We start from the raw sequence: 20,142 nt of genomic DNA on the forward strand, positions 1-20,142 counted from the left end.
ACCCGGGCTTCCACCTCGTGCAGGATCCGGCCTAGCTCGTCGCGCCCCGAGAGGCCGAGCCGGGTCTCGCCGGTGGGCTCCATGGCGATGACCTCGCCCTGCCAGAGCGGCGGGATCTCCTCCCGGCGTGGGTGGGTCTCCATGACGCCGCTCCGGTAGGCGGCGATGATCTGCTCGGCCCGCGCGTGCACGGCCTCCACCTCGTGGTCGTGCTCGACCAGGGCGCTCTCCCACTCCTGCGCGTACTGGCCGATGCGGGCGTCGGCGCGCTGCACGCTCTCCTGGCTCTCCCGCACCGCCTCCCGCCGCCGCGCCTCACCCCGCCTCCATCGGGCCTCGGCGATGGAGATGAACGCGTCCTCCTCGTAGGGAGCCGCCGGGCGCCCGCCGCGATCACCGTACGATCCCGCCGCACGTGCCCCTGAGCCACCGTACGGTCCTGCTGCGCGTGCCCCAGAGTCACCGTACGGTCCCGCGGAATCGGGGTCTGGCGGATCGCCGTACGGTCCGGGTGAAGGCCTGGAACCTGGTGGATTGCCGTACGGTCCTGCGGAATCGGGTGAAGGCCTGGAACCTGGCGGATACGGATCAGCGGGTGGGCCGGGGTGGCCGTTGGGTGGGGGCTGGGGGAGGAGGTCGGTGCGGCTGAGTTCCAGGAGGATCGCTTCCCGGGCGGCCAGGGACTGGTCGAGTAACTCGCCGCGCCGGGCGGCCAGCCGGCGGCCGGCCTCGGCGATCTGCTCGCGGGCGCGGGCCCGTACCTCGGCGACGAACGGGGGCCGGCTCTCGGGGTCGGTGAAGGTCGTCAGCGGGTGTCGCCGGGCGTCGCGCATGCCCTGCCGGCGCGCCTCCTCACGCTCGGCCAGCGGGTCGCCCCGCTTGAACAGCCGCGACAAGAACGCCATCCGGCTCCTCCGGCTCAGAGTCCCTGAGCCCCCAGCCTAAACGCTCCCCTCGCGGTAGCCGGGTTGCCGGAGGAAACGCGAAAGGCGGGGCCGTGAGGGCGGCCCCGCCTTTCGCGTAGGGGAGATCAGGCTTTCTCGGCCTCGCCGGCGGCCTGCTCCAGCGCGTCCTCGGGGGACTGCTCCAGGTCCTGCTCGGCGTCGGCGGCCGCCTGGGCCGACGCCTTGTCCAGGCGGACCCAGCTCGTCACGCTCTCGACGGCGAACAGCACGAACAGGTAGGCCGTCAGCACCGCCAGCACCGGCGTGACCAGGCCGAACGCCGCGCCCGCGCCGATGATGAGCAGCCGCAGCTCCCAGCCGAGCCCGGCGTAGAACACCCAGGCCGGCGGCCAGATGCTCTGCCGGGTCCGGTAGACGGTGTCGTAGGTGTGGTAGCCGACCACGTACACCAGCACGAACAGCAGCCACTTCGGCGCCCCCGCCGCGAGGCCGACCACGATCATGGCGAGGAACTCGGCGGCGCGCAGCAGCGGCGGCGTGAGCCAGTCGAAGCGGCCCAGGTGGTCGCGCGGCGCGGTCGGCAGCACCAGCAGCAGCACGATCAGCGACGGCAGCAGCATCGTGAAGCCCGGCTGGACCAGGCCGGTCACCGTGACGGCGATGACGGCCAGCAGCGCGGCCAGCGTGGCGGGGACCGGCGGCAGGCCCTTGCCGAGCCTGCCCGACAGCACGTGGACGAGGGGACCGTCGTCGCGGTAGGCGAGCAGGCGGGCGGTCTGGATGCGCCGGCGCTCCTCGTCGGGGTCCGGCGTGGGGGTTGCGGCGGCCTGCGGCTGGGTGATCATGCGAGCGACCTCATGAGGCGTCCGGTGAGAGTGTAAACGGCGGCGACGGAGCCCCAGATCACCAGCGTGAGGAAGGTAATGCGGGCGTCGAAGAGCGCAGCGGTGATCGCGATGGCCGCGAACCGCTCGCCGATGGGGAACACGATCATTTTACGCGCCCAGTGGACCGCGCGGTACTTGCCGGCCTTGGACCACATCTTGAGCATGCGCTTGACGCCACTGCTCTGCTCGACCTTGCGGCGCTCCAGGGCCTGGCGCAGGTCACGGTCGTCGCGGGCGTCGAGCGCCAGCGTGGGCAGCTTGGCCGGGGGCTTGCGGCGGTTGGAGATGCCGAAGGAGAAGTCGAGCAGGTGGCGCACGGACTGCAGGCCGATGGCGGCCAGCGCGAAGATCCAGATGTCGTCGCCGCCGTTGCCCGCCACGACCCAGCCCACGGCCAGTCCGGCGAAGACGACGTACTCCTTGAACCGGTCGAACGTGGCGTCGAGCCACGCCCCCAGCACCCCGAACTTGCGGGCGTAGCGGGCGACCTGGCCGTCGACGCAGTCGAACACGAAGGCGAAGTAGATCAGCAGCCCGCCGGCGATCATCCACGGCCGCTGGCCGGTGGCGAAGCAGGCGGCGGCGGCCACGCCGAGGGCGATCGAGATGAGCGTGACCTGGTTGGGCGTCAGCCCCCGCCGGGCCGCCCAGCGGGCGATGAACCGGGAGTAGGTCGAGACGAAGTAGGTGGTGAAGAAGCCGTCGGCGCCCTTGACCGCGTTGTTGAGCCTGGCGCGGTCCTCGTCGAAGCCGGACATCTCGACGGCGGCCTCGTTGGCCTGCTCCTGGGAGGTGACGCGGCGGTAGAACAGGTCGCGGCGGCCCCGGATGCCGACCGACACGCCCTTGCGCACCAGACCGAAGGCGATGATCTGGACCAGGTCGTCGTCGTCGCCGAAGGCGGACGCCATCGCGGCCAGCTCGCGGCAGGTCTCGGCGAGCATCGGCGCGTTGCGCGCGCTGATGTACATCGGGCCGAGCAGCACGGCGTTGGGCCTGGTCACCAGGTGGGTGGCGGTGCCCACCGAGATGACCCTGGTCTTGCCGATGCGGGAGCGGACCGGCAGGCCCTCCACCTCGTTCATGCCGATCTCGGGCTCGGCCTCCGCTATCGGGACGTTACCGTTGAGCTGGTCGTCCTCTGTCTCCTCGCCCTCCTCTTCCGCCACCGGGCGCGGCTCCTTGGCGACGAGGACCAGCGCGCCGCGCTTGGTCTTGTTGATCTGGTAGATCAGCTCGTCGTGGATGACCGAGTTCTCCGGGATGATGAACAGGGGCTCGGTCGCGGACTCCGCGACCTCCGCCAGTGCGCGCAGGGCGGCGGCCACGTCGCCGGAGCCGATCGTGGCGGGCGTCGGGTCCATGGTGAGGACCTGGTTGCGCAGTCGCTCCGCGACGGTGGGATTGCCGGGAAGTGCGGCGAGCCTCAAGCCGGTCGGAGCGGTGTCGGGGCCGGGTGAAGAGCCCAGCAGGACCACGCGGGTCATGACTACCTTTCGGCGGTAACGGAGGGGTGAACAGTGGGCAATGCGGAACAGGCGTCAAAGTCTAGTGACGGTTGCGGAAAGGCGTGTCACACCGCCATGGGAGTAGCACGAAGTGTCGTCACTTTGATACGACCGTAGGATGGCCGGGTGAGTCTCTATCGTGACGAGGGCGTGGTCCTGCGCACGCAGAAGCTCGGCGAGGCCGATCGCATCGTCACGGTTCTGGCCAAGCGCACCGGCAAGATCCGGGCCGTCGCCAAGGGGGTGCGCCGCACCACCTCGCGCTTCGGGGCGAGGCTGGAGCCGTTCACCCACGTCGACCTCCAGCTCCACACCGGCCGCACGCTCGACGTCGTCACCCAGGCGGAGACGATCAGGCCGTACGGCGAGGCGCTGGCGAGCGACTACCCGCGCTACACCGCCGGCACCGCGATGCTGGAGACCGCCGACCGGCTGACCCACGGCGAGAAGGAGCCGGCCCTGCGGCAGTTCCTGCTGCTGGTGGGCGGGCTGCGCACGCTCGGCGAGGGCGATCACGAACCCCGGCTGGTGCTCGACGCCTATTTCCTGCGCTCGCTGGCCGTCGCCGGATACGCGCCCGCGCTGGAGGCGTGCGCCAAGTGCCGGGCGCCCGCGATCAGGGCGTTCGCCATCGTGGCGGGCGGCGTGGTGTGCGGGGCGTGCCGGCCCGCCGGCGCGGCGGTGCCCGCCGGTGAGACGATCGGCCTGATGACGGCGCTGCTGCGCGGCGACTGGGCGACGGCCGACGCGTCCGAGCAGCGACACCGCAGCGAGTGCAGCGGCCTGGTCGCCGCCTATCTGCAATGGCACCTCGAACACGGGATACGCTCGCTCCGCCACGTAGAAAGGGAGCCCGTTTGAACGTCCGCCCGCCGACACCCCATCCGTCCGGCGCGACCCCGCCGCCGATCCCGCGTGAGCTGGTGCCCCGCCACGTGGCCATCGTCATGGACGGCAACGGCCGGTGGGCCAAGGCCCGCGGGCTGCCCCGCACCGAGGGGCACAAAGCGGGGGAGTCGTCGCTGTTCGACGTCATCGAGGGCGCTCTGGAGCTGGGCATCCCCTACCTGAGCGCCTACGCGTTCTCGACGGAGAACTGGAAGCGCTCGCCCGACGAGGTGCGCTTCCTCATGGGCTTCAACCGCGACGTGATCCGCCGTCGCCGCGACGAGCTGCACGCGATGGGCGTGCGGGTGCGCTGGGCGGGCAGGCCGGGCCGGCTGTGGAAGAGCGTGATCTCCGAGCTGCAGTCCGCCGAGGAGATGACCCGGGCCAACCGCAAGCTGACGCTGCAGTTCTGCGTCAACTACGGCGGCCAGGCCGAGATCGTCGACGCGGCACTCAGGCTGGCCGACGACCTCCAGGCGGGCCGGGTCAAGCGGTCCAAGGTCGACGAGAAGGTCTTCGCCCGCTATCTCGACGAGCCCGAGATCCCGGCCGTCGACCTGTTCGTGCGCTCGTCGGGCGAGCAGCGCTTCTCCAACTTCCTGCTGTGGCAGTCGGCCTACGCGGAGATGGTCTTCCTCGACCGGCTCTGGCCCGACTTCGACCGCAGGGACCTGTGGGAGGCGTGCGAGATCTACGCCAAGCGCGACCGGCGTTACGGCGGAGCTCTGCCCAACCCGGTCTAACCGTTCCCCGCGCGGGGAACTCTTCCCGCATGCGGCGACTCGCCTGGCACACCGCGCTGATCATCGCGGCCTACTACGTGGTGCCCCTGCAGGAGGACCAGCCCGACTGGGTGCGGTTCCTGCGGGTGGCCTGCGTGATCGCCGGTCTCGCCCTGGTGTGCTGGAGCGTCGTGAGGGAGGCCAGGCAGCAGTCGGCCGGCGACGAGGGCGGGCTGACCCCGGCCACGCTGGCACTGATCACCGTGGCGGGCGTGGTGCTGTTCGCGCTCGCCGACTACAACGTGGCCTACTGGCGACAGGGCGAGTTCGCGGGCCTGGAGACCAGGACGGACGCGCTCTACTTCGCGGTCTCCACGCTGGCCACCGTCGGTTTCGGCGACGTGCACGCGCAGGGTCAGCTGGCCAGAGGGCTGGTGCTGGTGCAGATGGCGTTCAACCTCATCGTGCTGGCCACCGCCGCGACCCTGCTGACCGGCAAGCTCAAGGCGGGTCAGGCGCGGCGGCGGGCGCGGTAGGCGGCGACGTGCATGCGGTTGCCGCAGGTGCGGCTGTCACAGTAGACGCGGCTGCGGTTGCGCGACTCGTCGACGAAGACGTGCTCGCAGTCGGGCGCCGCGCAGGTGCGGAGCCGCTCCCACTCGTCCTCCACCAGCAGGTGGGCCAGCGCGACGCCGCAGTCGGCGGCCAGGTGCTCGGCCAGCGTGGCGTCCGGGGCGAAGTAGTGGACGTGCAGCGGATGGCCGTCGTGCTCGGTCAGGCGCGGCGTTATGCGCGTCTCGGAGAGCAGCCCGTTGAGCAGGCGCACCGCCGTCGGCTGGTCGGCCGCGGTGAAGACGCGGTAGAACGCCTCCCGTATCATCCGGACCTGGCCCAGATCACGCGCGGTGAGCCCGCCCAGACCGCTGACCTGCCGCCCCTCGACGAAGGACTGCAGCTCGGTCAGAGTGGCGAGCCGGTCTTCGCCGCCCGTCGACGGGGAGGTGTTGACGAGCTCGACGACGGTGCCCAGGGAATGCTGCATGTCATGGCCAAAGGGCATGTTGACTCCTGTCGGGGCCGGTTCTAGCGTGGTCGCAGCGTATCTCTCCCACGGGGGGCCTGGGATTTCCGATGAGTTCACACCGCCGAATCGTGCTGATCGCGATCGCAGGCGCTCTGATCATTTCCACCTCCGGGCCGCTCGTCCGGCTCGCCGACGTGGCACCGGCGACCTCGGCGATCTTCCGGTGCGCGTACGCGATCCCGCCTCTGATCGTGCTCGCCACGCTGGAGCGGCGCCGGCGCGGGCCGTTCAGGGGCAGGCCCCGCCTGCTGGCGTGGGTCGCGGGCCTGATGTTCGCGCTCGACCTGTTGTTCTGGCACCACTCGATCGCGTACGTGGGCGCCGGGCTGGCCACCGTGCTCGGCAACCTCCAGGTGTTCATCGTGGCGTTCGCCGCCTGGGCGATCTTCCGTGAGCGGCCGTCGCGCGCCCTGATGGTGGCCACCCCGGTGGTGTTCGGCGGCGTCGTGCTGATCTCCGGCGTGTTCGACCGGGCCGCGTACGGCGTCGACCCGGTGCTCGGGGTGGTCACCGGCGTCGCCACGTCGCTCTCGTACGCGGCCTTCCTGCTGCTCATGAAGAGCGCGTCCGACCGCTCGGCGGCGCCGCTCGCGCACGCCACCGTCGTGGCCACGCTCGCCATGACGGCGCTCAGCCCGGTCTTCGGCGGCGCCGACCTCACCGTCAGCTGGCCCGAGCACGGCTGGCTGCTGGTGCTCGCGCTCGGGCCGCAGGTGCTCGGCTGGTCGCTCATCACGTACTCGCTGCCCCGCCAGCCCGCCGCGCTGACCGCGCTGCTGCTGCTCGTCCAGCCGATGACGACGGTCGGCCTGTCGGCGGCCGTGCTCGGCGAGCGTCCGTCGGCACTGCAGCTCGCGGGCTGCGCGGTGGTCGTGCTGGGCGTGCTGTGGGGGTCACGTCGCGATCAGCCCGCCTCCGGAGGCTTGGAGCAGGACGAGCAGGTGCCGAAGACCTCGACGGTGTGAGTGATCTCGGTGAAGCCGTGGTCGGCGCCGATGGTCTCGGCCCAGCGCTCCACGGCGGGGCCCGCCACCTCGACGGTGTGGCCGCAGCGGCGGCAGACCAGATGGTGGTGGTGCTCGCCGGTGGCGCACGCGCGGTAGACCGACTCGCCTTCGTCGTTGCGCAGCACGTCGACCTTCCCGTGGTCGGCCAGCGTCTGCAGCGCGCGGTAGACCGTGGTCAGCCCGATCTTCGCGCCGTGCTGGCGCATCTCCGTATAGACGTCCTGGGCGCTGCGGAACCCCTCGCTCTGACGCAGGGTTTCGTGGACGGCCTGCCGCCTGGAGGTCATCTGACCTCCTTGACGCGGACGCTGCCTGCCTGCTGGCTCACGTTCGACTCCTGGGATCGGCCTTGACGTACGAATCTACCGACACCGAGGGCCAGGACGAAGCCGGCCAGGGCGAGAAGGACGATGGCCGCCCCCGGCGGCACCCGCGTGGAGGCGGTCGAGGCGAGCAGCCCGCCCACCGACGCCACCACGCCGAACACCATGGCCAGCAGCATCGTCGTGCGGAACCCTCTGGTGAGCTGCTGGCTGGTCGCCACCGGGATCACCATGAGCGCGCTGACCAGCAGCAGGCCGACCACCCGCATGGCGATGACCACGGTCAGCGCGGCCGTGACCGCGACCAGCACGCTGAGGAAGCGCACCGGCAGCCCGCTGGCCCTGGCCATCTCCTCGTCCTGGCAGAGCACGAACAGCTCCCTGCCGAAGACCGTGACCACCCCGAGCACCAGCACGGCCAGGCCGCCGATGACCCAGATGTCCTCGGTCGTGACGCTGGCGATGGCGCCGAACAGGTAGGAGTTGAGCTTGGCGTTGCTGCCGCCGGGCGCGATGCCCATGAGCATGACGCCGCCCGCGATGCCGCCGTAGAACAGCAGCGCCAGCGCCACGTCGCCGCTCGTGCGGCCGCGCGCCCTGACCAGCTCGATGGCGAGGGCCCCCGCGATCGCCACCACGACGGCCGTCAGCACCGGGGCGGTGCCGGTCAGGAAGCCGAGCGCGACGCCGGTCAGCGCCACGTGGCCGATGCCGTCGCCGAGCAGGGCCAGCCTGCGCTGCACGATGAACGTGCCCACGGCGGGCGCGCAGAGCCCCACCAGCAGGGCGGCGATCAGCGCGAGCTGGAAGAACTGCTTGTCGAGCAGGCTCAGGTCGATCATGGTTCTCCCTGCCAGCCGCGGAGCGGGCCCGCAGCGGCTTCGGCGGCGTGCGGGTGCACGTGCTCGTGACCCGGTCTGGCGCAGTCGCCCTCCGGCTCGGGGGGCGGCCCGTCATGGGCGATGCGGCCCTCCCGGACCACCACGCCGCGCGTGATGAGCGGCTCCAGCGGGCCCAGCTCGTGCGCGACCAGGACGATGGTCTTCCCGGCGGCCACCAGGCGGGCGAGCGTGTCGGCGAGCAGCCGCTGGGTCCCGGCGTCGACGCCGGCGGTCGGCTCGTCCATCACGTAGGTGTCGGGCTCCCCTGCCAGCGCGCGGGCGATGAGCACCCGCTGCTGCTGGCCTCCGGACAGGGCCTGCGCCGAGTCGCCGGCCCGGTCGGCCAGCCCCACCGCCTCCAGGGCGCGGGCCACGGCCTCCCGGTCCTCCTGACGGTAGGGGCTCAGCCTGCGCCGCCGGGCGACCCGGCCGGAGGTGACGACCTCCCGTACGGTGGCGGGCACGCCGCCGCCGATCGCCAGGCGCTGCGGCACGTAGCCGATGCGCCACCAGTGGCGGAAACGCGCGGGCGGTGAGCCGTAGAGCAGGGTCGTGCCGCCGGACAGCGGCGTGAGCCCGAGCAGCGCGCGCACGAGCGTCGACTTGCCCGAGCCGTTGGCGCCCATGATGGCCACGACCTCGCCCTCACGGACGGTCAGGTCGACGCCCGCCAGCACGGGCCGGCCGTCGAGCGCGACCCGCCCGCCGGTCATCGCGAACGCGGTCTCGCTCATGTGGTGCACCCCAGGGCCGTCTGCAATGTCCTCAGATTGTCGCGCATCGCGGACGCGTAATCGCCGGAAGGCGCGCTCTCCAGCGGGTCGAGCACCGCGGTCTTCGCGCCGACCTCGCCGGCCAGCACCTCGGCCACCTTGGGGCTGACCAGCGCCTCGGTGAAGATCGTGGTCACCTTCTCGCGCTTGGCCAGCTCGGCCACCTCGGCCAGCCGGGCGGGCGAGGGCTCGGACTCGGGGTCGAGCGTGATGCCCACCTGCTTCAGCTTGTAGCGGTCGGCCAGATAGCCGAACGCCTCGTGCGCGGTGACCATCGTGCGCGTCGAGCAGGTGGCCAGGCCCTGGCTGAACTCCTCGTCCAGCGCGGTGAGCGAGGCGGCGGTCTTGGCGGCGCGGTCCTTGAACGCCTGCGCGTGCGCGGGGTCGGCGGCGGCCAGCCGCTCGCCCAGCTCCGTGGCGACGGCGGCGAACCTGGACGGGTCGAGCCACAGGTGCGGATCGTAGGAGACCTCGTGGTCGTGGGCCTCCTCGCCTTCCTCGTGCTCGTGCTCGTCGTGCCCGCCCGCCGGGATCGTCCGTACGGCGGTGGCGGCGTCGAACGCCGTGTCGGGCGTGACGGCCTCGTCCACGGCGGGCTGGACGCCCTTGATGTAGACGGTGAGCGCCGCGTCCTCCAGCTGCGCCATCTGGTGGGCGCCCAGCTCCATGTCGTGCGGCTCGACACCGGGAGTGGTCAGGCTCGACACCTGGACGTCGGAGCCGCCGACCTGCTCGGTGATCCACTGCAGCGGATAGAAGGCGGCGACCACCTGCGGAGTGTCTCCGGTGGCCGCGCCGGTCCCGGCGTCGGCGCCGCACGCGGTCGTGGCCAGCAACGTCGCGCCCGCGAGCGCCCCAGCGACCCGCATACGGGAATGTCCTGACATCATGTGAGTCAGTATGCCGGGGAATGAAAATGGTTGTCAAAGTCGATGGCTTGGGATGCCGGACGGCGGCTGGGGGCCAGGCCTTCCGCACGGCATCCCGCCATCACCTCGGGGGAGGTACGCCGGCTGAGCCGTAGCCGGCACCCGAGGTGAGGTCCAGCCGCTGTTCGCCCGCGTAGACGTTCATCGAGTCCCCGCGCAGGAACCCGATGAGCGTCAGGCCCTCCTCGGCGGCCAGCTCGACCGCGAGGGAGGACGGGGCGGAGACCGCGGCGAGCACCGGAACGCCCCCCATCACCGCCTTCTGCACCAGCTCGAAGGAGGCCCGGCCGGACACCATCAGGACGGTGCCGCGCAACGGCAGCCGCCCGTTCCTGAGCGCCCAGCCCAGGAGCTTGTCCACCGCGTTGTGCCGGCCCACGTCCTCGCGGACGCAGAGCGGCTCCCCCTCGGCGGTGAACAGACCGGCGGCGTGCAGCCCGCCGGTCCGGTCGAAGACCCGCTGGGCCGCGCGCAGCCTGCCGGGCAGGGCCGCCACGGTCGCCCGGCCGAGTTCGACGGGGTCGTCGTGCGCGGCCCAGCGGGCGACGGTGCGCACCGCCTCCAGCGAGGCCTTGCCGCAGACCCCGCAGGAGGAGGTGGTGTAGAAGTTGCGCGGGGCCGGGGCCTGGACGCCTGGCGCGAGCCGCACGTCCAGGACGTTGTAGGTGTTCTGGCCGTCGGCCAGGGCGCCCGCGCAGTAGCGGATCGTGGCGATGTCGTCCGCCGAGCCGACGGCGCCCTCGCTGACGAGGAAGCCGGCGGCCAGGTCGAAGTCGTCGCCCGGGGTCCGCATGGTGACGGTCAGCGGGGTGCCGTCGAGCCGGATCTCCAGCGGCTCCTCCGCGGCGAGCGAGTCGATCCTGCGCGTCGGGGCGGCGTCCCTGATGCGCAGGATGCGGCGCTTGACGGAGACCCTAGACATAGCCGAACCCGAACCGTCCCTTGACGCAGAGATTGCCATGGGTGACCGGGTTGTCGTGCGGTGACGTCACCTTCACGATCTTGTTGTCCTGTACGTGCAGGGTCAGGTTGCAGCCGACCCCGCAGTAGCTGCAGATCGTCGTGGTCTCGGTCTGCCGCGACTCGTCCCAGGTGCCCTCGGCCCGCATGTCGAACTCGGTCTTGAACGACAGCGCCCCGGTGGGGCACACCTCCACGCAGTTGCCGCAGTAGACGCAGGCCGAGTCGGTGAGCGGCGCGTCGAACTCGGTGGAGATCGTCGCGTCGAAGCCCCGGCCGGCCACGCCGATGGCGAACGAGTTCTGCCACTGCTCGCCGCACGCGTCGACGCACTTGTAGCAGAGGATGCATTTGCCGTAGTCGCGCACGTACAGCTCGTTGTCGACCTTGGCGGGCTGCTCGACGGTGGCGGCGTCGTCGCCGAACCGGCCGGGTTCGGCGCCGTACTCCTCGATCCACTCGGCCGCCCGCGGGGTCGTGGACAGGTCGACCGACGAGCCGAGCAGTTCCAGCACGACCTTGCGGCTGTGGCGGGTGCGCTCGGTGTCGGTGCCGACCGTCATGCCCGGCTCCACCTTCCTGGAGCAGGCGGGGGCGAGCGTCCGCGAGCCCTCCACCTCGACGACGCACACCCGGCAGGCGTTCTTCGGGGTGAGCGTGTCGCCGTAGCAGAGGGTCGGGACGTCCTTGCCCGCCGCCGCGCAGGCGTCCAGGATCGTCGAGCCTTCAGGCACGCGGACGTTCTCGCCGTCGATCTCGACGTCGACGAGCCGCCGAGGCGGCTGCAGCGGGATCACCGGTACACCCCCAAGCGGTCGATGGCTGATTCCACGGCGTTCCAGGCGGTCTGGCCGAGCCCGCAGATCGAGGCGTCCCGCATGGTCTGCCCGACCTCGCGCAGCAGCAGCAGGTCCCGCTCGTCCACCCGCTCCGACAGGCGGTGCAGCGCCTCCTCCTGCCGTACGGTGCCGACCCGGCAGGGCACGCACTGCCCGCACGACTCGTCACGGAAGAACTCGGCGATGCGCAGCAGGATCGCCTTGAGGTCCACGCTGTCGTCCAGCACGAGCACCACGCCGGAGCCCAGCGTGGCGCCCGCCTGCCTGGTGCCCTCGAACGTCAGCGGGATGTCGGGATCGGTCACGAACGCCCCGGCCGCGCCGCCGAGGAGCACCGCCCGCGGCTCGCCCACCGGGCCCGCCAGGTCCATCAGCTCGCGGAGCGTCGCGCCGAACGGCAGCTCGTAGATGCCGGGCCGGGCGACGCCGCCGGACACGCAGAACAGCTTCGTGCCGGTCGAGGACCCGGTGCCGGTCGCGGCGTACGCCTGGGCGCCGTGCTCCAGGATCGGCAGCACGTTGACCAGCGTCTCCACGTTGTTGACCACCGTGGGCTTGCCGAACAGGCCCTTCTCCACCGGGAACGGCGGCTTGCTGCGCGGCTCGCCGCGGAAGCCCTCGATGGAGTTGAAGATCGCGGTCTCCTCGCCGCAGATGTACGCGCCCGCGCCCCTTCTCAGCTCGATGTCGAACTCGAAGTCGTGGCCGAGGATGCCGGCGCCGAGCAGGCCCCTGGCGCGGGCGGTGGCGATCGCGTGCTCCAGCCTCCTGACGGCCCTCGGGTACTCGCCCCTGATGTAGAGGTAGCCCTTGGCGCACCCGGTGGCGTAGGCGGCGATCGTCATGGCCTCGACGAGCGCGTACGGGTCGCCCTCCATGATCACGCGATCCTTGAAGGTGCCCGGCTCGCTCTCGTCGGCGTTGCACACCAGGTAGTGCGGGTGGTCGGGCTGGCGTGCGGCGGCGTCCCACTTGCGGCCCGTCGGGAAGGCCGCGCCGCCCCGGCCGACCAGCCCCGACTCCAGCACCTCGCGGATCACCCCGGCGGGGCCGAGCCGGAAGGCCCGGCGCAGCGCGGCGTACCCGCCGTTGGCCCGGTAGTCGTCCAGGCTCGCCGGGTCCGCCACGCCGATGCGGCGCAGCAGGACGAGCCCGTCCTGCCCGGCCTGGGGCACGGCGGCCTCGGCGGGAGGCTCCCCGGCGTCCCCCGTCTGCCTGGCGCGCGGCCCGTCGGAGGCGGCCGTGCCGTTCGCGGCCGCGCCGTTGGAGGTCGTGCTGGAGGAGCCGTTGAGCGGGACGCCGTCCGGGCCGGGCAAGCCCGTCCAGATTCCGTCCCCGATCGTCTCCGGGAGGACCGGCCCGTACACGTCGGCCGTGGGCGGGTCGCCCGCCTCCAGGGCGAGGGCCGCCGGGGCGCGCTCGCACAGGCCGAGGCACGGGCTCGGCTGCCAGGACTCGCCGGGCGGGCCGAGCCGCTCCTCGACGCGCCGCCGTACCGCGTCCGCGCCCTTGGCGTGGCAGGCGAGGTCGGTGCAGACGTGCAGCACCCGGGGCGGGCGCGGTTTCACGGAGAGCAGCGAGTAGAAGGTCGCCACCCCGTACGCCTCGGCGGGCGGCACGGTGAGGCGGCGGCAGATGTAGTCGAGCGCGCCCTCGCTGATCCACCCCACCCGGTCGTTGACCGCGTGCAGGGCCGGCAGCAGCAGGTCGCGGGAGCTCTCGGCGCGGGCCGCGACCCGCAGGTCGGTCGCGGTCCGCTCGCCGCCGTCCCAGGCGGAGGCGGGCGGCCCGAGCAGCGCGTCGACCGCCTCGCGCTCCTCGGCCGTCGGCTCCGCGTCACGGAATCGCAGATCCATCGCTCACCCGACCTTGACGAGCTTCTCGACGCGTACGGCGGCCGCCTTGAACTCGGCGGTGCCCGCGATGGGACAGGTGGCCTCGATGGTCAGCGAGTTGACGTCGACCTCGTCCGGGAAGTGGAACGTCATGAACACCAGCCCCGGCCGCAGGGCGGGGTCGATGTACACGGGCGCGACCACCGAGGCCCGGCGCGAGGTGATGCGCACCTCCTCGCCGGCCACGAGGCCGAGCCGCTCGGCGTCCTCCGGGCACATGTCGATCGTCTCCCCGCGCCGCAGCGGCGAGGCGAACCCCGAGGACTGCACGCCCGTGTTGTACGAGTCGAGCCTGCGCCCGGTGGTGAGGCGGAGCGGGTACTCCTCGTCCAGCAGGTCGACCGGCGGCGAGTGGCGCAGCACCGCGAACGCGGCGGGCATGCCGCGCTTGACCGGGTCGGTCTCCCACAGCCGCGCGTGCAGGTACGGCGGCTCCAGCGTGTCCTCGGAGAAGCACGGCCACTGGATGCCCTGGTGCTCGTCCAGCCGCCGGTAGGTCATCCCGTGGTGCACGGGGGAGACCGAGCGCAGCTCGTCCCAGACCTGCTCGGCGCCGTCGTAACTCCAGTCGTGGCCCAGCCTGCGGGCCAGCTGGCAGAGGATCTCGATGTCGTCGCGGGCCTCGCCCGGTGGATCGAGCGCCTTGCGCACCCGTTGCACCCGCCGCTCGCTGTTGGTGAACGTGCCGTCGGCCTCGCACCACGCGGCGCTGGCGGGCAGTACCACGTGGGCCATCTGGGCGGTCTTGGTGAGGAAGATGTCCTGCACGACGAGGTGGTCGAGCATGGACAGGCGCTTGATGCAGGCCAGCGAGTCGGCCTCGGACTGCACCGGATTCTCACCGATGAGATAGCAGGTGGTGACGTGGCCCTCGGCCATCGCCTCCAGCATCTCGGTGAGGTTGTGGCCGTACTTCGGCTGGATCGGCGCCCCCCACGCCCGCTCGAAGGAGGCCCGGATCTCCGGGTCCAGGATGTCCTGGAATCCCGGCAGCCGGTTGGGGATGGCGCCCATGTCGCCGCCGCCCTGCACGTTGTTCTGGCCGCGCAGCGGCGACAGGCCGGAGCCGTAGCGGCCGACGTGGCCGGTCAGCAGGCTGAGGTTGATCAGCGCGCGGACGTTGTCGGTGGCGTTGTGGTGCTCGGTGATGCCGAGCGTCCAGCAGAGCTGGGCGCGGTCGGCGCGGGCGTAGGCGTGCGCCAGCTCCCTGATCGCGTCCGCGGGCACGCCGGTGACCTGCTCGGCCACGCCGAGCGTCCACGGCTCGACCGACGCGCGGAACTCCTCGAAGCCGGTCGTGGCGCGCTCGATGAACGCCTCGTTGTGCAGCCCGGCGTGGATGATCTCGCGGGCTATGGCGTGGGCGAGCGGGATGTCGGTGCCCACGTTCAGGCCCAGCCACAGGTCCGCCCACTGCGCGGTGCCGGTGCGCCGTGGATCCACGGCGAACATCCGGGCGCCGTTGTGTATGCCCTTCAAGACGTGCTGGAAGAAGATCGGATGCGCGTTCCGGGCCGCCGAGCCCCACATCACGATCACGTCGGTGTCCTCGACCTCCTGGTATGAGGAGGTGCCGCCGCCACTGCCGAACACCGCGGAGAGCCCCGCCACGCTGGGCGCGTGACAGGTGCGGTTGCAGGAGTCCACGTTGTTGGTGCCGATGACCACGCGGGTGAACTTCTGGCCCACGTAGTTCATCTCGTTCGTCGAACGGGCGCACGACAGCATGGCGAAGCTGTCGGGGCCGTGCTCGGCGACGTTGCGGCGGAAACCCTCGGCGGCGCGGTCGAGCGCCTCTTCCCAGGTCGCCCTGCGCAGCACGCCGTCCTCGCGCACCAGTGGATGGGTCAGGCGGTCATAGCTCATGATCCCTCCATTCTGTATACAGACTACGGTATGTGTCGTCAGACCGCACGGACAAGGTTCTCGTTGAGCAGGTCGCTCACCGCGTGGATGGCGCGCAGCGTGGGCACGTCGGCCCCGGTGAGATCGGCCAGCTCGACCACCGCCGCGAGCAGCACGTCGAGCTCCAGCGGTTTGCCCTTCTCCAGGTCCTGGAGGGTGGAGGTCTTGTGCTCGCCGGCCTTCTCCGCTCCGCGCAGGCGGCGCTCGATCGAGATCCCGGGATCGCAGCCGACCCGCCTGGCCACGTCCACCGTCTCGGTCATCATCGATCTGACCAGCTCCCGCGCGCCGTCGTGGCGGCAGATCCCGGCCATCGTGGCCCGGGCCAGCGCGCTGATCGGGTTGAAGGCGATGTTGCCCATGAGCTTGATCCACACATCCCTGCGCAGATCCGTCTCCACCGGGCACTTCAGCCCGCCCGTGACCATGGCCTCGCTGAACTCCGCGCAGCGCGCGGTCGGCTCGCCGCTCGGTTCCCCGATGGAGAAGCGGGTGCCCTCGTAGTGACGGATGACTCCGGGCCGCTCGATCTCGGTGGCCGCGTAGACGACACATCCGACAGCCCTGTGCAGGGGGAGCGCGGCGGTGACCGTGCCCCCCGGGTCGACGCTCTCGATGCGGTAGCCCTCGTAGGGGCCCTTGAGCCCGTGGAAGTACCACCACGGGATGCCGTTCTGCGCGGCGATGACGCTCGTGGCCTCGTGCAGCAGCGGCTTGATCATGGGGCCCGAGGCGGCGTAGTGGTTCGCCTTGAGGCCCAGGAAGACGTGGTCCACCGGGCCGACCTCGGACGGGTCGTCGGTGGCATGGGGGTGGGCGACGAAATCGCCCCGGGGGCTGAGCACCATCACACCGGACTTGCGTATGGCCTCGAGGTGCGGCCCTCTCGCGATGAGGTGGACCTCGACTCCCGCCCTGTGGAGGGCGGCCCCCACATACGCGCCGATGGCGCCGGCGCCAAGAACAGCGACCTTCATGCTCTCGCTCCGTTCTCGCGTCGGATTTGCATTCGGTATACAGTATGGAAAAATTCGGGTCAAGGAGCACGTCGATGACCGTTGTTCGACATGAGGCCGCCGTGCGCGCGCTCTCGTGGCCGGCCGCCCGCGACCTCGCGGCCCGCTCCGCCCGTCCGCTGCCCCCGGCTGACCTGCCACTCTCCCGGGCGCTCGGCTGCCGCCTCGCTGGGCCGCTGCGTGCCCTGGTGGCGGTGCCCGGCTCGGACGTGTCGGCGATGGACGGGTACGCGGTGGCGGGGGCGCCGCCCTGGCGCGTGGTGGGCCGGGTCCTCGCGGGAGGTCTCCCGTACGGGGACGCGCTGCGGCCTGGTGAGGCGGTGGAGATCGCCACGGGCGCCCCGGTGCCGCCCGGGTCCGAGTCGGTCCTCCCGTACGAGCGGGCGTCGGGCGGGACGTGGGTGGACGGGCGGATCGAGGCCGGGCGGCACATCCGGCGGCGGGGCGAGGACATCGCCGAGGGCGCCGTCGTGCTCGGGGCCGGGGCCGTCGTGACGCCTGTCGTCGCCGGGCTCGCCGCCGCGCTGGGTCACGACATCCTCACCGTACGGCCAGTGCCGTCCGTCGCGGTGCTGGTGACCGGCGACGAGGTGGTCGACCACGGCCTCCCCGGCCCGGGCCGGGTCCGCGACGCCATCGGCCCGTTCCTCCCGGGACTGATCGCCTGGGCCGGAGGACGCCTCGCCTCCCACACCCGCCTCCCCGACGGCGCCACCCCCCTCCACACAGCCCTGTCAGCCTTTGTTTCGCCACCCCACCCCAGACAGAACCCCCAAGAACACCTCAGCTCCCGCCCCGGCGAGAACCCCCCACCCCGAGAAGGTTCTTCTCCCGAACCCCGAGGCGAGGAGCCTTCGCGAGAGGGGTTCTCTCCCGGAGAGAACCCCCAACTCCGAGAAGACCTCCGGTTCCGTTCCGGGGAGGAGTCCCCGCCACGGGAGGGTTTCCATTCCAGTCAGGAGCTTCCTCACCGCGGAGACCTGCCGCTTCTTCCCGAAGAGGGCCGTGAACCCCGAGAAGACCTTCGGTTCCGCTTCGGTGAGCAGCCTTCGCCTCGAAGGGGGTCTTCTCCCGAAGAAAGTTCCCAACCCCGAGGTGATGAGCCTTCGCGAGAGGGGTTCTCCCCCGGAAAGACCCCCCAGCTCCGAGAAGACCTCCGGTTCCGTTCCGGTGAGGAGTCCCCGCCCCCGGAGGGCTTCCCTCCCCGGGAGGGACTTCCGCCCCGCGAAGACCCGCCGCTCTTTCCCGATGAGGGCCGTCCACTCCGAGAGGACCTTGGGGTCCGTTCCGGTGAGAAGTCCCCGCTGCGGGAGGGACTTCCGTCCTGCGAAGACCTGCGGGTTCTTGCTGATGAGGGTCGTGAAGCCCGAGAGGACCTCCTGGCCCGTTCCGGGGAGGGAGGTGGGGTGGAGGTGGTGGTGGTTTGTGGGGCGTCGTCGCGGGGGCCGGCTGATCATTTGCGGGGGGTGCTGGGGGAGTTGGGGGCGGAGGTGCTCGTGGACGGGGTGGCGGTGCGGCCGGGGCATCCGCAGCTGCTCGCCCGCCTGCCCGGGGGGAGGCTCGTGGTGGGCCTGCCGGGGAACCCGTTCGCGGCGCTGGCCGCCGCCATGACGCTGCTCGTTCCCGTACTGCGGGGGATGCGGGGGGCAGGGGCGCGGCGGGAGAGCAGCGCGCTGGCGGGGCCGGTGCGGACGCACGAGCGGGACACGCGGCTGGTTCCGGTGCTCAGGTCGGGCCGGGGCGCGATTCCCGTCGGGCACGACAGGCCGGGGTCGTTGTGGGGAGCGGCGCTGGCCGAGGCCCTGGCGGTGGTGCCGCCGGGGTGGTCGGGGGAGCAGGTCGAGCTGATCGAGTTGCCCACTGGGGGCTAGACAGCTCGGTGAGGAGAGGGTAACCATTGCCTTCATACGGTATGCAGTATGCGATAGACAGTCGCCGGAAAGGGTGCACGATGTCGGAAACGATCTCTGGCGGTCATCTGGTAGCCAAAGCGCTCAAGGCCGAGGGCGTGGAAGTGATCTACACGCTCTGCGGCGGCCACATCATCGACATCTACGACGGTTGTGTCGATGAGGGCATCGAGGTCATCGACGTACGACACGAGCAGGTGGCCGCGCACGCCGCCGACGGTTACGCCCGCATCACCGGCAAGCCCGGTTGCGCGGTCGTCACCGCGGGGCCGGGCACGACCGACGCGGTGACCGGCGTGGCCAACGCCTTCAGGGCCGAGAGCCCGATGTTGCTGATCGGCGGCCAGGGCGCGCTGAGCCAGCACAAGATGGGCTCGCTGCAGGACCTGCCCCACGTCGACATGATGGCCCCGATCACCAAGTTCGCGGCCACGGTGCCGACCACGGAACGGGTGGCCGACCTGGTGTCGATGGCCTTCCGCGAGTGCTATCACGGCGCGCCGGGGCCGTCGTTCCTGGAGATCCCGCGTGACGTGCTGGACGCCAAGGTGCCGCTCGACAAGGCCAGGATCCCGAAGAACTACCGGGCCTCCACCCGCCAGGCCGGCGACCCGGAGTCGATCGAGCGCCTGGCCGACATGCTGGCGCACGCGGAGAAGCCGGCGATCCTGCTCGGCAGCCAGGTGCAGACCTGCCGGGCCACCGACGCGGCCATCGACTTCGTGCGCGGCCTCGACGTCCCGGCCTACATGAACGGCTCGGCGCGCGGCACGCTGCCGCCGGGCGACCCGATGCACTTCCAGCTCAGCCGCCGCTACGCCTTCACCGAGGCCGACCTGATCATCATCGTCGGCACCCCGTTCGACTTCCGCATGGGCTACGGCAAGCGCTTGTCGCCCACCGCCAAGGTCGTCCAGATCGACCTCGACTACCGCACCGTCGGCAAGAACCGCGACATCGACCTCGGCATCGTCGGCGACCCCGGCCTCATCCTGTCGGCCGCGGCGCAGGCGGCCAGCGGGCGGGTGGAGAACGGCGCCGCCCGCCGCAAGGAGTGGATCGAGGAGCTGCGCGCGGTCGAGACGCGAGCGTACGAGAAGCGGCTGCCCCGCCAGCTCTCCGACGCCCAGCCCATCGACCCGTACCGGCTGGTCCACGAGATCAACGAGTTCCTCACCGAGGACACCATCTACATCGGCGACGGCGGCGACATCGTCACCTTCTCCGGCCAGGTCGTGCAGCCCAAGTCGCCCGGCCACTGGATGGACCCGGGCCCGCTCGGCACGCTCGGCGTCGGCATGGCGTTCGCGATGGCTGCGAAGAAGGCCCGCCCGGACAAGGAGGTGCTCTGCCTCTTCGGCGACGGCGCCTTCAGCCTCACCGGCTGGGACTTCGAGACCATGGTCCGCTTCGACCTGCCGTTCATCGGCGTGATCGGCAACAACTCGTCCATGAACCAGATCAGGTACGGCCAGGCCGCCAAGTACGGCGAGGACCGCGCCCGCGTCGGCAACACGCTGGGCGACGTCCGCTACGGCGAGTTCGCCAAGCTGCTCGGCGGCCACGGCGAGGAGGTCCGCGACCCGGCCGACATCCGCCCCGCGCTGGAGCGGGCCCGGGAGTCCGGCAAACCGTCGCTCATCAACGTCTGGGTCGATCCCGACGTGTACGCCCCGGGAACCATGAACCAGACCATGTACAAGTAGGCAG

General features: G+C 71.5%; 19 protein-coding genes and 2 pseudogenes. 8 read left to right on the forward strand and 13 right to left on the reverse strand.

Annotation, left to right across the window (positions count from 1 at the left end; translation table 11 throughout):
• The first annotated feature begins 165 nt into the window (after nt 1-165).
• Nucleotides 166-369 (forward strand): hypothetical protein, encoded by a 204-nt coding sequence (locus AB0K05_RS10770; protein ID WP_364228421.1) that lies wholly within the window; start codon nt 166-168, stop codon nt 367-369.
• Between the two features lie 661 nt (nt 370-1,030).
• Here AB0K05_RS10770 and AB0K05_RS10775 read toward each other — a convergent pair.
• Nucleotides 1,031-1,750 (reverse strand): DUF5941 domain-containing protein, encoded by a 720-nt coding sequence (locus AB0K05_RS10775; protein ID WP_148033384.1) that lies wholly within the window; start codon nt 1,748-1,750, stop codon nt 1,031-1,033.
• Nucleotides 1,747-3,279, reverse strand: coding sequence for a CDP-alcohol phosphatidyltransferase family protein (locus tag AB0K05_RS10780; RefSeq protein WP_148033383.1), 1,533 nt, complete (start codon nt 3,277-3,279; stop codon nt 1,747-1,749). The genes AB0K05_RS10775 and AB0K05_RS10780 overlap by 4 nt, the downstream gene beginning before the upstream one ends.
• A 147-nt stretch (nt 3,280-3,426) precedes the next feature.
• On the opposite strand from AB0K05_RS10780, the gene recO reads away from it, so the two are divergent.
• The 3 genes from recO to AB0K05_RS10795 are packed head-to-tail and all read left to right on the forward strand — an operon-like array spanning nt 3,427 to nt 5,446.
• Entirely contained in the window at nt 3,427-4,161 is a 735-nt protein-coding gene (gene recO, locus AB0K05_RS10785) for a DNA repair protein RecO (RefSeq protein WP_148033382.1), read from the forward strand.
• Nucleotides 4,158-4,931: an isoprenyl transferase gene (locus AB0K05_RS10790; RefSeq protein WP_148033381.1), complete on the forward strand. Its 774-nt coding sequence runs from the start codon at nt 4,158-4,160 to the stop codon at nt 4,929-4,931. Before recO ends, AB0K05_RS10790 begins: the two co-directional genes overlap by 4 nt.
• Nucleotides 4,932-4,960: 29 nt before the next feature.
• The gene (locus tag AB0K05_RS10795) at nt 4,961-5,446 is read left to right on the forward strand and encodes a potassium channel family protein (protein ID WP_364228424.1); all 486 of its coding nucleotides are present in this window, start codon (nt 4,961-4,963) and stop codon (nt 5,444-5,446) included.
• On the opposite strand, the gene AB0K05_RS10800 is transcribed toward AB0K05_RS10795, so the two are convergent.
• A complete protein-coding gene (locus tag AB0K05_RS10800; protein WP_148033379.1) occupies nt 5,422-5,970 on the reverse strand; it encodes a CGNR zinc finger domain-containing protein in 549 nt (182 codons plus the stop codon). The genes AB0K05_RS10795 and AB0K05_RS10800 overlap by 25 nt on opposite strands.
• A 92-nt stretch (nt 5,971-6,062) precedes the next feature.
• Between AB0K05_RS10800 and AB0K05_RS10805 the strand changes: the two genes are divergently transcribed.
• On the forward strand, nt 6,063-6,959 hold the full coding sequence (locus tag AB0K05_RS10805) for a DMT family transporter (RefSeq protein WP_364228426.1): 897 nt from the start codon (nt 6,063-6,065) through the stop codon (nt 6,957-6,959).
• Here the strand turns inward: AB0K05_RS10805 and AB0K05_RS10810 are convergent.
• From AB0K05_RS10810 to AB0K05_RS10850, 9 genes are all read right to left on the reverse strand, one after another.
• Entirely contained in the window at nt 6,899-7,288 is a 390-nt protein-coding gene (locus AB0K05_RS10810) for a transcriptional repressor (RefSeq protein ID WP_219549718.1), read from the reverse strand. The two genes, AB0K05_RS10805 and AB0K05_RS10810, sit on opposite strands and share 61 nt — an antisense overlap.
• Nucleotides 7,285-8,166 (reverse strand): metal ABC transporter permease, encoded by an 882-nt coding sequence (locus AB0K05_RS10815; RefSeq protein ID WP_148033376.1) that lies wholly within the window; start codon nt 8,164-8,166, stop codon nt 7,285-7,287. The genes AB0K05_RS10810 and AB0K05_RS10815 overlap by 4 nt, the downstream gene beginning before the upstream one ends.
• Entirely contained in the window at nt 8,163-8,939 is a 777-nt protein-coding gene (locus tag AB0K05_RS10820) for a metal ABC transporter ATP-binding protein (RefSeq protein WP_364228428.1), read from the reverse strand. Before AB0K05_RS10820 ends, AB0K05_RS10815 begins: the two co-directional genes overlap by 4 nt.
• Nucleotides 8,936-9,847 carry a metal ABC transporter substrate-binding protein gene (locus AB0K05_RS10825; RefSeq protein WP_364228430.1) on the reverse strand — a complete coding sequence of 304 codons (912 nt, stop codon included), beginning with the start codon at nt 9,845-9,847 and terminating at the stop codon, nt 8,936-8,938. The genes AB0K05_RS10820 and AB0K05_RS10825 overlap by 4 nt, the downstream gene beginning before the upstream one ends.
• Nucleotides 9,848-9,968: 121 nt before the next feature.
• Nucleotides 9,969-10,829, reverse strand: coding sequence for a formate dehydrogenase accessory sulfurtransferase FdhD (fdhD, locus tag AB0K05_RS10830; RefSeq protein WP_364228432.1), 861 nt, complete (start codon nt 10,827-10,829; stop codon nt 9,969-9,971).
• Nucleotides 10,822-11,661 carry a 2Fe-2S iron-sulfur cluster-binding protein gene (locus AB0K05_RS10835; protein ID WP_261808883.1) on the reverse strand — a complete coding sequence of 280 codons (840 nt, stop codon included), beginning with the start codon at nt 11,659-11,661 and terminating at the stop codon, nt 10,822-10,824. The genes fdhD and AB0K05_RS10835 overlap by 8 nt, the downstream gene beginning before the upstream one ends.
• On the reverse strand, nt 11,661-13,562 hold the full coding sequence (locus tag AB0K05_RS10840; RefSeq protein WP_364228434.1) for an NAD(P)H-dependent oxidoreductase subunit E: 1,902 nt from the start codon (nt 13,560-13,562) through the stop codon (nt 11,661-11,663). Before AB0K05_RS10840 ends, AB0K05_RS10835 begins: the two co-directional genes overlap by 1 nt.
• A gap of 3 nt (nt 13,563-13,565) precedes the next feature.
• Nucleotides 13,566-15,467 carry a molybdopterin-dependent oxidoreductase gene (locus AB0K05_RS10845; RefSeq protein ID WP_219549723.1) on the reverse strand — a complete coding sequence of 634 codons (1,902 nt, stop codon included), beginning with the start codon at nt 15,465-15,467 and terminating at the stop codon, nt 13,566-13,568.
• A 38-nt stretch (nt 15,468-15,505) separates the two neighbouring features.
• On the reverse strand, nt 15,506-16,483 hold the full coding sequence (locus tag AB0K05_RS10850; RefSeq protein WP_364228437.1) for a 2-dehydropantoate 2-reductase: 978 nt from the start codon (nt 16,481-16,483) through the stop codon (nt 15,506-15,508).
• Nucleotides 16,484-16,557: 74 nt separating this feature from the next.
• On the opposite strand from AB0K05_RS10850, the pseudogene AB0K05_RS10855 reads away from it, so the two are divergent.
• A pseudogene (locus tag AB0K05_RS10855) lies at nt 16,558-16,992 on the forward strand (molybdopterin molybdenumtransferase MoeA); the annotation flags it as partial.
• A gap of 264 nt (nt 16,993-17,256) precedes the next feature.
• Here the strand turns inward: AB0K05_RS10855 and AB0K05_RS10860 are convergent.
• Complete coding sequence (locus tag AB0K05_RS10860) at nt 17,257-17,979, reverse strand: hypothetical protein (protein ID WP_364228826.1); 723 nt, start codon at nt 17,977-17,979, stop codon at nt 17,257-17,259.
• Between AB0K05_RS10860 and AB0K05_RS10865 the strand changes: the two are divergent.
• Nucleotides 17,896-18,393, forward strand: a pseudogene (locus AB0K05_RS10865) (molybdopterin-binding protein); the annotation flags it as partial. The gene AB0K05_RS10860 and the pseudogene AB0K05_RS10865 overlap by 84 nt on opposite strands.
• A gap of 80 nt (nt 18,394-18,473) precedes the next feature.
• Complete coding sequence (locus AB0K05_RS10870) at nt 18,474-20,138, forward strand: thiamine pyrophosphate-binding protein (RefSeq protein ID WP_364228439.1); 1,665 nt, start codon at nt 18,474-18,476, stop codon at nt 20,136-20,138.
• Nucleotides 20,139-20,142 lie beyond the last annotated feature (4 nt).

Origin of the sequence: Nonomuraea sp. NPDC049486 (assembly GCF_040676925.1) — a bacterium.
In the GTDB taxonomy this organism is placed as follows: Bacteria; Actinomycetota; Actinomycetes; order Streptosporangiales; family Streptosporangiaceae; genus Nonomuraea; species Nonomuraea ferruginea.